This is a genomic window from Halorubrum coriense DSM 10284 (assembly GCF_000337035.1).
Taxonomy (GTDB): domain Archaea; phylum Halobacteriota; class Halobacteria; order Halobacteriales; family Haloferacaceae; genus Halorubrum; species Halorubrum coriense.
This window is the reverse complement of record NZ_AOJL01000060.1, coordinates 395500-408460: the sequence shown is the minus strand read 5'-3', so window position 1 is coordinate 408460 and position 12961 is coordinate 395500. Positions and strand designations below refer to the sequence as shown.

Annotated in this window: 14 protein-coding genes; 9 read left to right on the top strand and 5 right to left on the bottom strand. The window is 67.9% G+C overall.

Going from position 1 to position 12961, the window contains the following annotated elements:
* Nucleotides 1-4 precede the first annotated feature (4 nt).
* Entirely contained in the window at nucleotides 5-1876 is a 1872-nt protein-coding gene (locus C464_RS15535; RefSeq protein WP_006114715.1) for a Cdc6/Cdc18 family protein, read from the bottom strand.
* Between the two features lie 1249 nt (nucleotides 1877-3125).
* Nucleotides 3126-3908 carry a TetR/AcrR family transcriptional regulator gene (locus C464_RS15525; RefSeq protein WP_006114714.1) on the bottom strand — a complete coding sequence of 261 codons (783 nt, stop codon included), beginning with the start codon at nucleotides 3906-3908 and terminating at the stop codon, nucleotides 3126-3128.
* Between the two features lie 554 nt (nucleotides 3909-4462).
* On the opposite strand from C464_RS15525, the gene C464_RS15520 reads away from it, so the two are divergent.
* The 4 genes from C464_RS15520 to C464_RS15505 all read left to right on the top strand — a co-directional run bounded on the left by C464_RS15520 (nucleotide 4463) and on the right by C464_RS15505 (nucleotide 7718).
* Complete coding sequence (locus C464_RS15520) at nucleotides 4463-5104, top strand: Era-like GTP-binding protein (RefSeq protein WP_006114713.1); 642 nt, start codon at nucleotides 4463-4465, stop codon at nucleotides 5102-5104.
* Complete coding sequence (locus tag C464_RS15515) at nucleotides 5104-5517, top strand: DUF2073 domain-containing protein (RefSeq protein ID WP_006114712.1); 414 nt, start codon at nucleotides 5104-5106, stop codon at nucleotides 5515-5517. Before C464_RS15520 ends, C464_RS15515 begins: the two co-directional genes overlap by 1 nt.
* Nucleotides 5518-6210 (top strand): OapC/ArvC family zinc-ribbon domain-containing protein, encoded by a 693-nt coding sequence (locus C464_RS15510; protein WP_006114711.1) that lies wholly within the window; start codon nucleotides 5518-5520, stop codon nucleotides 6208-6210. It abuts the gene before it with no gap.
* A gap of 326 nt (nucleotides 6211-6536) precedes the next feature.
* Complete coding sequence (locus C464_RS15505; protein ID WP_006114710.1) at nucleotides 6537-7718, top strand: aspartate kinase; 1182 nt, start codon at nucleotides 6537-6539, stop codon at nucleotides 7716-7718.
* A 35-nt stretch (nucleotides 7719-7753) separates the two neighbouring features.
* Here C464_RS15505 and C464_RS15500 read toward each other — a convergent pair whose 3' ends face one another.
* Nucleotides 7754-8290, bottom strand: coding sequence for a hypothetical protein (locus C464_RS15500; RefSeq protein ID WP_006114709.1), 537 nt, complete (start codon nucleotides 8288-8290; stop codon nucleotides 7754-7756).
* 89 nt (nucleotides 8291-8379) lie between these two features.
* On the opposite strand from C464_RS15500, the gene C464_RS20080 reads away from it, so the two are divergent.
* Together C464_RS20080 and C464_RS15495 are read left to right on the top strand one after the other, a co-directional pair.
* Nucleotides 8380-8469, top strand: a complete 90-nt coding sequence (locus C464_RS20080) for a hypothetical protein (RefSeq protein ID WP_449404383.1) — start codon at nucleotides 8380-8382, stop codon at nucleotides 8467-8469.
* Nucleotides 8469-9332 carry a DUF7089 family protein gene (locus C464_RS15495; RefSeq protein ID WP_006114708.1) on the top strand — a complete coding sequence of 288 codons (864 nt, stop codon included), beginning with the start codon at nucleotides 8469-8471 and terminating at the stop codon, nucleotides 9330-9332. Before C464_RS20080 ends, C464_RS15495 begins: the two co-directional genes overlap by 1 nt.
* A 68-nt stretch (nucleotides 9333-9400) precedes the next feature.
* Here the strand turns inward: C464_RS15495 and C464_RS15490 are convergent, their stop codons facing one another.
* Nucleotides 9401-9979 (bottom strand): DUF7090 family protein, encoded by a 579-nt coding sequence (locus tag C464_RS15490; protein ID WP_006114707.1) that lies wholly within the window; start codon nucleotides 9977-9979, stop codon nucleotides 9401-9403.
* A 214-nt stretch (nucleotides 9980-10193) separates the two neighbouring features.
* On the opposite strand from C464_RS15490, the gene C464_RS15485 reads away from it, so the two are divergent.
* Together C464_RS15485 and C464_RS15480 are read left to right on the top strand one after the other, a co-directional pair.
* The gene (locus C464_RS15485; protein WP_006114706.1) at nucleotides 10194-10766 is read left to right on the top strand and encodes a magnesium transporter; all 573 of its coding nucleotides are present in this window, start codon (nucleotides 10194-10196) and stop codon (nucleotides 10764-10766) included.
* Nucleotides 10763-11338 carry a magnesium transporter gene (locus tag C464_RS15480; RefSeq protein ID WP_006114705.1) on the top strand — a complete coding sequence of 192 codons (576 nt, stop codon included), beginning with the start codon at nucleotides 10763-10765 and terminating at the stop codon, nucleotides 11336-11338. The genes C464_RS15485 and C464_RS15480 overlap by 4 nt, the downstream gene beginning before the upstream one ends.
* Before the next feature lie 55 nt (nucleotides 11339-11393).
* Here the strand turns inward: C464_RS15480 and C464_RS15475 are convergent, their stop codons facing one another.
* The gene (locus tag C464_RS15475) at nucleotides 11394-11837 is read right to left on the bottom strand and encodes a hypothetical protein (RefSeq protein WP_049911237.1); all 444 of its coding nucleotides are present in this window, start codon (nucleotides 11835-11837) and stop codon (nucleotides 11394-11396) included.
* A 66-nt stretch (nucleotides 11838-11903) separates the two neighbouring features.
* Between C464_RS15475 and C464_RS15470 the strand changes: the two genes are divergently transcribed.
* Nucleotides 11904-12581 carry a class I SAM-dependent methyltransferase gene (locus C464_RS15470; RefSeq protein WP_006114703.1) on the top strand — a complete coding sequence of 226 codons (678 nt, stop codon included), beginning with the start codon at nucleotides 11904-11906 and terminating at the stop codon, nucleotides 12579-12581.
* The last annotated feature ends 380 nt before the right edge of the window (nucleotides 12582-12961 follow it).

Here is a 12961-nt window from a genome sequence, read left to right as displayed (position 1 = left end):
GGCGTCAGTTGTCGAACCGCGCCTGAACGAACGGCTGGGCGTTCTCGATGTCGCCGAGCCGCGAGTCCGACAGGAGGACCGCCTCGGTCTCTTCGACCGGGACGGAGAGTCCCATCTCTTTCGTGCGCCCGTAGCGGCCCTTGGAGACGACGACGGCGTTGACGATCCCGAGCATGTCGAGTTCGCTGATGAGGTCGGTGACCCGTCGCTGGGTCAGGACGTCGGCGTCGATCTCCTCGCAGAGCCGCTTGTAGATGTTGAACACCTCGCCGGTGTTGATGTTGTGAACACCGTTCTTTTCGAGAAGAATCACGGCGAATAAGACTATCTTGCTCTGGGTCGGGAGGGTGCGGACGACCTCGACGACGCGGTCGAGTTCGATCTTGTCCTGCGCCTGCCGGACGTGTTTTTCCGCGACGATCTCGGCCTGCGAGCGCTCGGCGAGTTCGCCCGCGGTGCGGAGGAGGTCGAGCGCGCGGCGGGCGTCGCCGTGTTCCTGCGCCGCGAACGCCGCGCAGAGGGGGATCACGTCGTCGGTGAGAGCGTCAGGTTTGAACGCGGTGTCGGCGCGGTGCTGGAGGATGTCGCGGAGCTGGTTGGCGTCGTACGGCGGGAAGACTATCTCCTCCTCGCCGAGGCTCGACTTGACGCGGGGGTCGAGGAAGTCGGTGAACTTCAGGTCGTTCGAGATCCCCATGATGGAGATGCGCGAGCGGTCGAGCTCGGAGTTCATCCGCGAGAGGTTATAGAGGGTGTCGTCGCCGCTCTTCTCGACGAGCTTGTCGATCTCGTCGAGCATGATCACGACCACGCGCTCGTGATAGTCCACCGCCTCGAAGAACGTCGAGTAGACGCGGTCGGTCGGCCACCCCGTCATCGGGACCTCCTCCATCTCGTCGGCGTCGTCCTCCAGCGCCTCGATACGGCCGTCGAGGTCGTTGACCGAGTCGAACTCCGTGTCGGCGAGGACGGCGGCCGCGTCGCGACCGGCGGCCTCGGCGTCCGTCGCGTCGGCGCGGATGCCTTCGAGGCGCTCCAGGCGATCGGCGATCACCGCCTGGTTCTCCTCGATGAACGTGTTCGCGAGCTGGGCGAGGACGCGGTACTGGGTGTCGGTCACCTCGCAGTTGATGTACTCGACCTCGCAGGGGACGTCGTACTTCTGCGAGGTGGATTCGAGCTCCTGGGAGACGAACTTCGCCGAGGCGGTCTTCCCCGTCCCCGTCTTCCCGTAGATGAGGATATTTGAGGGGGTCTCGCCGCGTAGCGCGGAGACGAGGATGGTCGCCATCCGGTTGATCTGGTCGTTGCGGTGCGGGAGTTCGTGCGGGGTGTAGGAGGGCCGCAGCACCTCCTTGTTCTCGAAGATCGGTTCGCCCGAGAGGAGGTCGTCGAACAGGCCTTGGTTGTCGTCGTCGTCGTCGAGGACGACGCCGTCGAAGTCGACGTCCGGCGACGACCGGTCGCGGCCGCCGTTGTCCAGCCCCGCCGTCTCGGACCCGGCATCGGTCGACAGCGAGTCTTCGCCGGTCTGGGACTCGCCGAGGTCGAGTTCCGATTCGGAAGGGCTCGTCCCCGGAGAGCCGGGGCTCGATCCCGTGTCTGCGTCGGGATCGGAATCGATGTCCGTCTCGGCGGAGTCGAGGTCCGTCTCGGCAGGATCGGGGTTCGTTTCGATCGGAACGTCGGGATCGAACTCCTTCGCGTCGGAGCCGGCGGCTTCCGCCTCCTCAACTTCGGCCGCGGAGTCGTCGGTGTCGTGAGCCGGACCTCCGGCCGACGGGGCCTCCGCGGAGTCGCTACTACGATCCGAGTCGTCGCCGTCGTCCGGGTCGATGCCGCCGTCGGCCCGCGGTGTGTTGTCGCCTTCGTCCATGTGAACCCCTCCGTTTCGGGTGGAGACGATCAGGGAAGACGCGTTAGACGTCGTCTCCGGCCCGAAATGCGGATTTGTGGTCGGATCCGATACCGACCACGTCCAGTTGATACAGTCGAACCAGATGAAGAGACGGTACAAAAGTGTTCCTCTCTGGAGTTGAAACGGCCCCCTCTCCGTCGTAGTTGGGGTGAGCTAGATCCGGTTCGAACCGGGCAGCGGGGCGTACACACCAGTCGGAAAGTCGATACGATCGCCGCCCAGTAGGTGTCAGTAGGGAGGTGACCCGAGAGTTGAATTCGGTTTTCGGGTCCACAGCGGCCACCGTCGGTCGACCGGAGACTGCGGCACGCTCACCACCGTCGTGCGCGTATGTAAGTAGAGCGGTATTTCGGGTCGCCGGTCGCGTCTCGTCGGCGTTGGCCGATAATCGTCCCCACCGTTTGGACGGGAAATGAAGGGCCACCCCCACACCCCTTTGTTTCGGGTGGAACGCGGAATAGGTGGGGTGGGGGGGTTGTGAGCGGTTATTATATAACGGTGGTTTTATTATACACTGTTTAGAATAGTACCCTCGACAATCCCCCTCATATTATATTGTGTTTGTTGGTGTTATTTTATGTTTCGAAAGTGCTGTATATTATGGTTGGCACGGATCGAGACGACATCGACCCCGACCACCCACCACGCCCCCACGCCATATCTGCCGTTCCAGTCGAAACGAAGGGGTGGGGGGCTTCGGACTGGCCATTCGTAGCAGACGAACCGTCTGCGATAGCAACGAGGGTCGACGGCACGTCTCACTCGAGGGTAGATCCGAGCAAGGTCACTGACGACGGATCTGAGGACTTACACTGATGACGGATCCGAGGACTCGCATCGACGACGGATCCGAGGACCCGCACTGACGACGCCGACGCCTTGAGCACGAGCGATCCGACCGTCCGGCCACTCCCCCGGCGGTTCGACTCGAAACGGGGCGGTCGTCGCGACGACGACCGTCGAGACCGCGCCGCCGGATGTCCGCGCCCCCACTCCCCTCGCGCCGGTCAGGTTCGCGGGGTCCAACTAGTCGCGCAGGTGGCAGCGTCCGACCTTTCGCCGGGCGACCGCGTCCGATTCGCAGGTTTCCACCGGCTCCGCGACGGTCGCGATGGGACCGACTCGGGGCTCGTCGCGGTCGACGAGTCGTAGCGGTCGGAAAAACGCCGCGGGGTGTCTCGCTCGGGCCGTCTCCGGTCCTCGCGACCTACTCGGTCCGTTCGAGCGACGCCAGAACGAACTCGTCGATCGCCTTCCGCGCCTCCTCGGGGGCGTCCTCGTGACCGAGCGAGATGCGGCGACCCCGGGCGGCGTGGATCACGTCGGTCACCAGCTGGCCCGTGCGCTCGGCGTCGACGTCGCGGAAGACGCCCTTCTCGATGCCCTCCTCGACGACCTCGACGATGCTGCCGCGGATGCGCTCGTAGTGCTCGTCGAACACCGCTCGGTGCTCGCCGTCGTTTTGCGCCTGCGTGTACAGCTCGTGGTACACCTTCATGCGGTCCCAGTGGCCGAACTCCTCGAACTCGGGACCGAACAGGCACTGATCGACGCGGGCTCGGAGTTCGGTCCGCGGGTCCTCGTCGCCCTCGACGACCACGCTACCCTCGTACTGATCGATGACGTATTCGAGGAACGAGGACATGAGGTCGTACTTCCCGTCGAAGTGGTAGTGGATCACCTGCCGCGTGAGGTCCATCTCCTCGCCGATGTCTCGCATCCGGAGGTCCTTGTACCCGTGTTTGCTCAGTGCCCGGAACGTCGCCTCCATGATGACCTCTTTGGTGTCCTTCGAGGACACCGTCTCTCCGCCGGACTCGCCCGTGTCGTCGGAACCGGCGGAGCCCCCGGAACCGGCGGAGCCCTCGGAACCGGCGGAGCCGCCGGAGGAACGCTCCTCGGCAGGGCTCCCGTCCGAGCCCCCGGCGTCGGCGTCTTCAGCCGGGGACTCGACGGAGTCGCTCGCCGGCTCACCCCGTGATTCGCTCATGCCGACACACTACGTATGAGGGACATAATACGGTTGCTCCTCGGCGCTTACCGCTGGGCAGGTTTCGACCTCGTAATCAAACCTTATCATAGGAATTATGACATAATATCGTACGGAACAGAACCGTCGTCTCTCTCGACCCGGACGTGGGGAGTTCGACGAGACGGACGTCTCGACGCCCGATCCCCTCGCCCCGTCCGTCACCGAGATACTTCCGGTCAGCACCCTCGGCACCGCCCTCTGGCAGCCTCCGCGGGTGGCCGCGAGCGCGCCCGACGACTTTCCCGCCGGGACGCCGTCTCCGTCGGGATGCCGTCTCCGTCGGGACGCCGCCCGCGACCGCGCCTCTTCACCGGGTGATTCTCACCCCCGATACCGAATTTCGGGTTCGTCCGGCGTCGACGCTCCGGATCGGGGATGTCTGACGCAGTTCTTAAGTGAGAGCGGCGAGCATTCTACCGTAATTCCCCGAACGGGCGTCGAGTGCTCGGATCGAACGGCGTCGCGAAACGACCGCGGTGTTCGGGTAAACAACCCACGGACAGGAGGTCAGGATGGGACTGCTCACGAATCTCAGAGACAGCATATCGCGGGTCACGGACGGCCTGTTCGCGGCCGACGAGCCCAAGCGGATCGGGATCTACGGACCGCCGAACGCCGGCAAAACGACCCTCGCAAACCGGATCGCACGCGACTGGACGGGTGACGCCGTCGGGCCCGAGAGCCACATCCCCCACGAGACTCGCCGGGCCCGCCGGAAGGAGAACGTGGAGATCGAGCGCAACGGGCGCAAGGTCACCATCGACATCGTCGACACGCCCGGCGTGACGACGAAAGTCGACTACAAGGAGTTCTTGGACCACGACATGGAGAAGGACGACGCCGTCCGCCGGTCGCGCGAGGCGACCGAGGGCGTCGCGGAGGCGATGCACTGGCTCCGCGAGGACGTCGACGGCGTCATCTACGTGCTCGACTCGACGACGGACCCGTTCACGCAGGTGAACACGATGCTGATCGGGATCATCGAGTCGCAGGACCTCCCTGCGCTCATCCTCGCGAACAAGACGGACTTGGAGGGGTCGGACGTCCAGCAGATCGCGAACGCCTTCCCGCAACACGAGACGATTCCGCTGTCGGCGCTGGAGGGCGACAACATGGACGAAGTGTACACGAAAATCGCGGAGTACTTCGGCTGATGCCCGGCCCGAAAGCCAACGTCGACGCCGCGGACGACCCGGACGACGGCGACGACGGCGTCCGGATCGACATGATAAGCGGCGCGCGGATGGAGGGGCTCACGGGCATGGAGAAGATCCGGCTCATCCTCGACGGCGTCCGCGAGGGCAACATCGTCATCCTCGAAGAGGGGCTCTCCCCCGACGAGGAGTCGAAGCTCATCGAGGTGACGATGACCGAGATCAGCCCCGACGACTTCACCGGCATCGAGATCGAAACGTACCCGAAGGCCGAGGCGGGCGACCAGAGCTTCCTCGACAAGCTGATGGGCCGCGAGTCGACCCAGAAGCTCACGGTGATCGGCCCGGCGAACCGCATCGAGACACTCCACAAAGACGAGAACCTCATCAGCACGCTCGTCTCCCGCAAGTAGATGCCCCACCAGTGCACCTCCTGCGGGCGGACGTTCCCCGACGGCTCCAAGGAGATGCTGTCGGGCTGTCCCGACTGCGGCGGGAACAAGTTCCAGTTCAAGCCCGCCGGCGCGACCGACGACCCCGGATCCGGCGGCGAGACGGACGGGACGCCAAACTCCACCGCCGAACCGGCCGACCGGGCGCAATCCACACCGGGTGAGGAGCGCCGGTCGACCCCCGATGACGGCACCGCGTCGGCCCCGACCGACGAGCCGGCGTCGACTTCGACCGACGACCCCGCCGACCGTCGGTCGACCGATTCCGCGGGCGCGACGCCGGCCGATCCCGGCGCGAGCGCCGGCGCCTCCGCCGAACCCGACGGCACCGAGCAGATCGCGGACCGGAGCGACGAGGACACCGCTCAGGCGAGCGCGCGCTCCGAGGTGGTGTCGCCGGACGAACTCGACCGCGCGAGCCGCGACGTCGACGCCGCCGAGACGCCGCCGGCCGAGTCGGAGTCGCAGCCGGGCATCGACGCCCTCCGCGACGAGCTCAACGACCAGTTCGAGAGCATCCGGATCGTCAGCCCCGGACAGTACGAACTCAACCTGATGGAGCTGTACGACAGACAGGAGTACATCATCTCCCTTCAGGAGGACGGCCGATACGTCATCGAGATGCCCGACGCCTGGGGCATCCAAGACGAGTAGCGCCGCCACACCAGATGAACCCCGCCACGCGAGGCGAGCGCCGTCACGCTTTTGTCCGCTGTACTCATGGTCGCCGATTCCGGTGATCGATCGTCCCGTTTCCGCTCCATATAGTCCGTCCCTTCGGGCGATTCGGCGATTCGGGCGACCCTTGTCGAAGAAGATACTGTTATCCGGCTTCCTCCGCTACGGAGTCGCATGTTTACCGATCGCTCCCGCCGACCGGGCCGGAATTCCGGTCCCGCTCCGGGCCGTGCCGCCCCGATCGTCCGGCGTCGACCGCCCGTCGGAGACCGACCGTCTCGGACCCGCCACGGGGTAGCCGGATGCGCGTAGTCGCGAAGTTCGGGGGGACGAGCCTCGGCAGCGGCGACCGGATCGAGCGCGCGGCCGACTCCGTCGCGAGCGCCGTCGCGGCCGGCCACGAGATCGCGGTCGTCGCGAGCGCGATGGGGTCGACGACGGACGACCTCCTCGAGGACATCACCTTCGAGACCGACGACGCCGACCGCGCGGAGATCGTCTCGATGGGCGAGCGAACCAGCGTCCGCATGCTGAAGGCCGCGCTCTCCGTCCGCGACGTCGACGCCGTCTTCCTCGAACCGGGGCACCCGGACTGGCCGGTCGTCACCAACGAGCTCGGCGAGGTCGACGTGGCGGAGACGAAGCGGCGGGCGCGGGAGATCGCGGCCGACATGGACGGGCTCGTCCCCATCGTCACGGGGTTCCTCGCCGAGGACCACGAGGGCAACGTCACCACGCTCGGACGCGGCGGGTCGGACACGACCGCCGTCATGCTCGGCAACTACATGGACGCGGACGAGGTCGTGATCGTCACCGACGTGGAGGGCGTGATGACCGGCGATCCCCGGGTCGTCGAGGGGGCGCGCAACGTGGGCGAGATCACCGTCGACGAGCTGCGGAACCTCTCGTTCCGCGGCGCCGAAGTAGTCGCGCCGTCCGCGCTCTCGTACAAGGACGAGGGACTCGCGGTTCGGGTCGTCCACTACCAGCACGGCGACCTCCTCCGCGGCGGGACCCGGATCGAAGGCGAGTTCGAGAGCCTGATCGACATGCGCGAGGAGCCGCTGGCGTGTCTCACCATCGCCGGGCGGGCGATCCGCAACCGCCCCGGGATCCTCTCGGAACTGGCGAGCGCGCTCCGCGCCGAGGAGATCAACATCGACGCGGTCGCCTCCGGGATGGACTCTGTCACCTTCTACGTCGACGTCGACGTCGCCGAGACCGCGGAGGCGCTGCTCCACGAGGCGGTCGTCACCGACGAGGCGCTCTCCTCCGTCACCGTCGCCGACCCCATCGCTGTGATCCGCGTCACGGGCGGCGAACTCCCCAACCAGTCGGGGGTCATCCAGGACATCATCGCGCCCATCGCGGACGCCGGAATCAACATCATCGACCTCATAACGAGCGCCACCTCCGTCGCGGTGTTCGTCGACTGGGACGACCGCGAAGAGGCGCTCGAAATCGTCCAAGACCGCTTCGACTGAGCGTCTCTGGGCCCGTCGACCTCGGTCCCGCGGGCTCAGTCGTCTCCCTCCGGATCGAACCGGTATCGCGTCGTCGGCGAGCCCTCGATCCGCGGCCCCGAGCCCGCCGCCTCGAACCCGAACGCCTCGGCCACGTCCGGGCCGACCCCGTCAGTCGGGACGATGGCCTCGACCGGCATCCCCTCTCGTTTCGCGAAGCCGACCGGCTCCTCGAACAGCCGCTCGACCGCGGTCGCGGTGCCCTCGAAGTTCGTCACGTGGACCGTCCCGTCGCGCACGTCGAACGCGACGAACCCGGCGACCGCGTCGACCGGGGTGTCGCCGCCGCCATCACCATCGCCGTCGTCCGGGTCGATGCCGCCGTCTCTGTCGCCGTCGTGATCGTCGCCGCCGTCTCCGTCGCCGTTCCGGTTCGACGGCGAGGCCGCTCCCTCGGCTCCCGTCGCGCCGTCGTCCGTCACGGCGACGCGAACCGACCGGTCGTGGATCATGTTCCGGACGACGCCGCGGGGCCGGTCCGTCATCGACCCGATGGCCGCGGCGTCGGCCTCGACCGCGTCACGAACTCGCATACGTGCGTACTCTCGTCCGACGGCATAAAATCGCCGCACAGTTGGCGCCGACCGGATGATTTTAACGACCGGCGGACGCAGTGTCCCGCATGACCAAATCGACCCAGATCGTGGTTGGAACGGTCGGCATCTCGGCCGTCCTCTCGGTGCTCATCATCCTCTCGTACGTCCTCGGCTGATGTTCTCGCCCCGGCCGCTCGACGACGACCTCGCCGCGGTCCGCGACCGCTACGCGCCGGGATCGCCCGTGCTCGACGTCGAGTCCGACTTCGAGACGCTCCCGCCCGCCGTCGCCGAGGACCTCGGCCTCTTCGTCGACGGGCTCGACCCCGCGTCGTACCCGACCGGGTGGCTCCCGGACGCCGTTCCGGACTTGCTCGGAAAGCACGCGGGGCCGGCGTTCACCGTCGGCCTCCCCGGTGACGGGACGGTCGTCAGAACCGCGCAGACCGACCCGCCCGCCGCCCTCGTCAAGCGGCGCGCGGAGGGGACGCCGGACGACTTCCTCGCCTTCCTCGTCGCCGAGCGCTTGGTCCAGATCGACTGCGAACCGGCTCCGGGCGCGGTGAGCGGCGGCGATTCCGACGGTCTCCCGGAGACGTTCCTCCCCTTCTTCGGCGAGCGCTACCGCGACCTCGACGCGGCGATCCGCCGTCCCGACCCGGAGACGGGCGCGTCCACGACGGGCTTCGGTCCGACCGACGTCTTCCAGGTAGCGAACGCGCTGTTCGACGCATGGGTCGGCCTCCACACCCGCGACGCGTTCGCGTCGTGGGAGTCGGAGTACCCCCGGCTGTACGACGCGTGGGACGACGCCGGCGACCGGCTCGCCGGCCGGCTCGACGACCTCTCCGCCGAGGTCGCGCGCGGCGACACCGAGTTCCCGAGCGCGATCGAGTACGCCTGCTCGGCGGTCAAACACGACCTCGACCTCCCGGCCCCGTACGGGGCGCTCGACACGACCGCCTACAGGGACCGGGGCGCGCCCTACGCGGTCGCGTGGGCGGAGAAGACGTTCGCGGCGCTCGTCGACGAGGAGTGAGTCGGCGACGAGCGAGCCGGCGACAGTGAGCCGACGACAGTGAACCGGCGACCGCGGCCCGCTCTCGCTCAGAGGTCGACGGTGACGGTGCCCTCGCCGTCGAGGTCGATGACGCCGTCGAACAGCTCCCGGAACCGATCGAGCGTCGCGACCTCGTGGACCTCCTCGGAGAGGTGGAAGATGCCGACCGCGTCGTGCTCGTCGAGGAGGTCGAGGATCTCGGCGGCGGCCCCGTACACCGCGTCGTCGTCGGCGTAGTAGGCCATCTCGGTGAGCGAGTCGACGGAGACGCGGCGCTTCCCCTCGTTCTCGGTGAGGAACCGCTCGACGCGGTCGACCACGCCGTCGAGGTCGTCCGGCGCGGAGACGTAGTACACGTCGTCGGCGGTGCGCCGCGAGTACCCGCGCTCCACGGAGAGGGTGTCGAGGATGGTCGCCTTCGTCTCGTCGACGTCGTAGTACTCCAGCTTCTGTTCGACCTCGCGCGCGGTGGTCCGCGTGGAGACGACGAGGAACGCGTCCGTGTCGGTCTTCAGGAAGTCGGTGTCGATCCGGTCCGTCTCGCCGATGCTCGGGTGGACGAGCAGAAGCCCCGTCCCGCCCGGTATCGTTTCCGGCCCGTTCTCGACGGCGAGGGAGTAGTCCATGCGATCGGCACTCGCCGGACCGACTTAACGGTGCGGGCCGGCGCAGTCCGAGACCGTCGGACCCGACCGGGTCGCTCCCCCGCGTTCCCGCCGCCGCTCGCCGTCCATCGCTTCCCGCCCGGCACTCCTCTGCCCCCTTCGTTTCAAGTGGAGATCGCGACGGCCGCCCGGCCGCCGGTCGGTTTTTTTGCCCCGCCCGCCGTCGGTGCGTTCGATGCCCGGTCACGACTCGGCGCGCGACATCTACCGGCAGGCCCTCCCGGTGATATCGGTCAGCCTCATCGCCGGGCTGTTCGCGGGGACGATACTCGCCTCCGAGACCATGCGCGCGAACATCGCGGAGGTCCCTGGCCTCCTCCTGCTGCTCCCGGCGTTCCTCGCCACCCGCGGCGGGGTGTACGGATCGCTCGGCGCCCGGCTCTCGACCGGTCTCCACCAAGGGATCATCGAACCGCGGTTCCGGCTCGACCGCCGCCTCACGAACGCGGTCGTCGCCTCCTTCCTGAACGGCATGACCGTCTCCGTGTTCATCGCGGTCGTCACCTACGCGACGCTCGTCCTGTTCGGCGACGGCGGGAGCCTCTTCCAGCTGGTCGGCGTGATGGTCGTCGCCGGCTTCCTCTCGGCCGTGCTGATGATCACGGTGCTCATCGCGGTCATCTTCCTCGGCTACCGCCGCGGGCTCGACCCCGACAACGTCATCGGGCCGGTGGTCACGACGCTCGGCGACGTGTTCGGCGTGTTCTTCCTCCTCGTCGGCGTCGCCGCCGTGGGGGCGGTGTCGTGACCGACCCCGCGCCGACCCCGGTCGACGAGTGGTCGGTCCGGCGGATCGTCCGGACGATGGTCCCCCTCCTCGCCGCGCTGTCGGTGCTCCAACTCGTCTCGGGGACCGTACTGGAGACGTACGAGGCGGTCCTCCTCCGATACCCGGCGCTGCTCGTCCTGGTGCCCGTCCAGATCGGGACGGCCGGCAACCTCGCGTCGATCACCTGCTCGCGGCTCACGACGCAGCTGTACCTGGGGACCTACGAGCTCAGCCCGTCGAACCCGGCCCTCCGGGCGAACGCGGGGGCGGTGTTCGGCCTCGCGGCGACCGTCTTCGGCGCCGTCGGGATCGCCGCGTGGGGGATCGGGCTCGCGCTCGGCGGGTCGCTCGCGCTCGGCCGGGTGCTGTTGATCTCGCTCGTCTCCGGCCTGTGTCTCGCGGTCCTCGTCGTGGTCGCCAGCGTCGCCGCCGTCGAGGTGTCCTACCGCGTCGGGCTCAACCCCGACGACACGACGATCCCCGTGGTGACGAATCTCTGTGACATCGCCGGCGTGTTGATCCTCTTCGCCGTCGTCTCGGTCGTGGTGTGAGGGCGGTCTGATACCGTGGTGGTGCCCGGGGCCGCAGCCGCGCGACTCCGCCGCCTCAGAACACGCTGTCGGCGGTCGCCGCGCCGACGACGCTGAACACCGCGCCGACGGCGACGGCCTTCCCGGTCGTCGCCACCACCGCGCCGTCGCCGATCCCGCCCTCGACGAGGAAGGTGTGGGGCGCGTCGAAGATCAGCGCGAGCAGGAGCACGGACCCGAACGCCACCGTCATCAGCGAGACGAAGCGGGTCGGGATCCCGGCCAGCTCCGGCTCCTCGTCGACGTCGCGCCCGGTGTCCGCCCGGTACAGCGCGGCGTACCCGATCAGTCCGACGAGCCCCGCGGTCAGAGCGGCCTGAATCCAGTTCATCCCCGCCGCGAGCTCCCACACCTCCGCGGTGACGACGAACGGCCCCGCGAGCAGGAAGCCGCCGACTGACTGCTGGGCGATGTCGGCCACCCGGAATCGCGGTCGGCGGAGCGCTCGCGGTCGTTTCATACCCACGTCCCGGAGCGGAGCCGGTAAAACACCGCCGTTTTTCACCGCCCTCCCCGTCGGACCGGTATGAGCGTTCGCGAGGAGTTCGACGAGTGGGCGGCGACGGGCAAGGACCGCGGGATGGAGGACAGACACTGGCACACCGCGAAACACGTCTTAGCGCGGCTGCCGGCCGAGGCGGGCGACGCGGTCCTCGATCTGGGCACCGGATCCGGCTACGCGCTCCGCGCGCTCCGCGAGCGCGGCATCGGTAGGGGGTACGGCCTCGACGGCGCGCCGGAGATGGCTCGCAACGCAAGCGAGTACACCGACGACGACGCGGTGGGCTACCTCGTCGGCGACTTCGACGACCTCCCCTTCGCCGACGACTCGTTCGACCACGTCTTCTCGATGGAGGCTTTTTACTACGCGGCCGACCCGGTCCACACGCTCGAAGAGGTCCGCCGCGTGCTGAAGCCGGGCGGCACCTTCTACTGCGCGGTCAACTACTTCGCTGAGAGCGAGACGACCCACGCGTGGCAGGAGAACATCTCGGTCGAGATGACGCTCTGGTCGCGCGACGAGTACCGCACGGCGTTCCGCGAGGCCGGCCTGTACGTCGCCGAGCAGGACGCGATCCCGGACCGCGAGGTCGAGATTCCGGCGGCGTCGGAGTTCCCGGTCGACGGCTACGAGACCCGCGAGGCGATGATCGACCGGTACCGGACGTGGGGGACGCTGCTGACGGTCGGCGTCGCCCCCTGACTCGGAATTATAATCGCCCAACTGCGGTTCGGTAGCAGTCTCCGTATTTTTGAATGAATGATTATAGGTGGCTGTCTACGGGTCGGCGGCGAACACCTCCGAAGCCCCGGCCGCGAGGCGGGCGGACACTCGCTGTCGTTCGAAAGGCGCTTCGCGCCTTTCGTGATGACGCGACGCCGGAGGCGTCTCGAACCACGCTCCTCGGTCGCTCGCATTGCTCGCTCCCTGCGGTGCTTGCGTCGTCTCCGCCCGCCTCGCGGCCGCCCCTTCGAGTCCCGCCCCGCCCAGCACCGCACAGCACCTCGCGCCTCCCCAGCCTCGTCAGTCGCCCTTCGCGCTGCTTCGGGCGACTGACTCCCTCGCACGGCGCTGACTCGCGG

Coding starts and splice junctions, on each gene's coding strand:
- C464_RS15475 (WP_049911237.1), bottom strand. CDS start 11,837: ATGAAACGACCGCGAGCGCTCCGCCGACCGCGATTCCGGGTGGCCGAC.
- C464_RS15510 (WP_006114711.1), top strand. CDS start 5,518: ATGCCCCACCAGTGCACCTCCTGCGGGCGGACGTTCCCCGACGGCTCC.
- C464_RS15535 (WP_006114715.1), bottom strand. CDS start 1,876: ATGGACGAAGGCGACAACACACCGCGGGCCGACGGCGGCATCGACCCG.
- C464_RS15470 (WP_006114703.1), top strand. CDS start 11,904: ATGAGCGTTCGCGAGGAGTTCGACGAGTGGGCGGCGACGGGCAAGGAC.
- C464_RS15490 (WP_006114707.1), bottom strand. CDS start 9,979: ATGGACTACTCCCTCGCCGTCGAGAACGGGCCGGAAACGATACCGGGC.
- C464_RS15500 (WP_006114709.1), bottom strand. CDS start 8,290: ATGCGAGTTCGTGACGCGGTCGAGGCCGACGCCGCGGCCATCGGGTCG.
- C464_RS15515 (WP_006114712.1), top strand. CDS start 5,104: ATGCCCGGCCCGAAAGCCAACGTCGACGCCGCGGACGACCCGGACGAC.
- C464_RS15505 (WP_006114710.1), top strand. CDS start 6,537: ATGCGCGTAGTCGCGAAGTTCGGGGGGACGAGCCTCGGCAGCGGCGAC.
- C464_RS15495 (WP_006114708.1), top strand. CDS start 8,469: ATGTTCTCGCCCCGGCCGCTCGACGACGACCTCGCCGCGGTCCGCGAC.
- C464_RS15525 (WP_006114714.1), bottom strand. CDS start 3,908: ATGAGCGAATCACGGGGTGAGCCGGCGAGCGACTCCGTCGAGTCCCCG.
- C464_RS15520 (WP_006114713.1), top strand. CDS start 4,463: ATGGGACTGCTCACGAATCTCAGAGACAGCATATCGCGGGTCACGGAC.
- C464_RS20080 (WP_449404383.1), top strand. CDS start 8,380: ATGACCAAATCGACCCAGATCGTGGTTGGAACGGTCGGCATCTCGGCC.
- C464_RS15485 (WP_006114706.1), top strand. CDS start 10,194: ATGCCCGGTCACGACTCGGCGCGCGACATCTACCGGCAGGCCCTCCCG.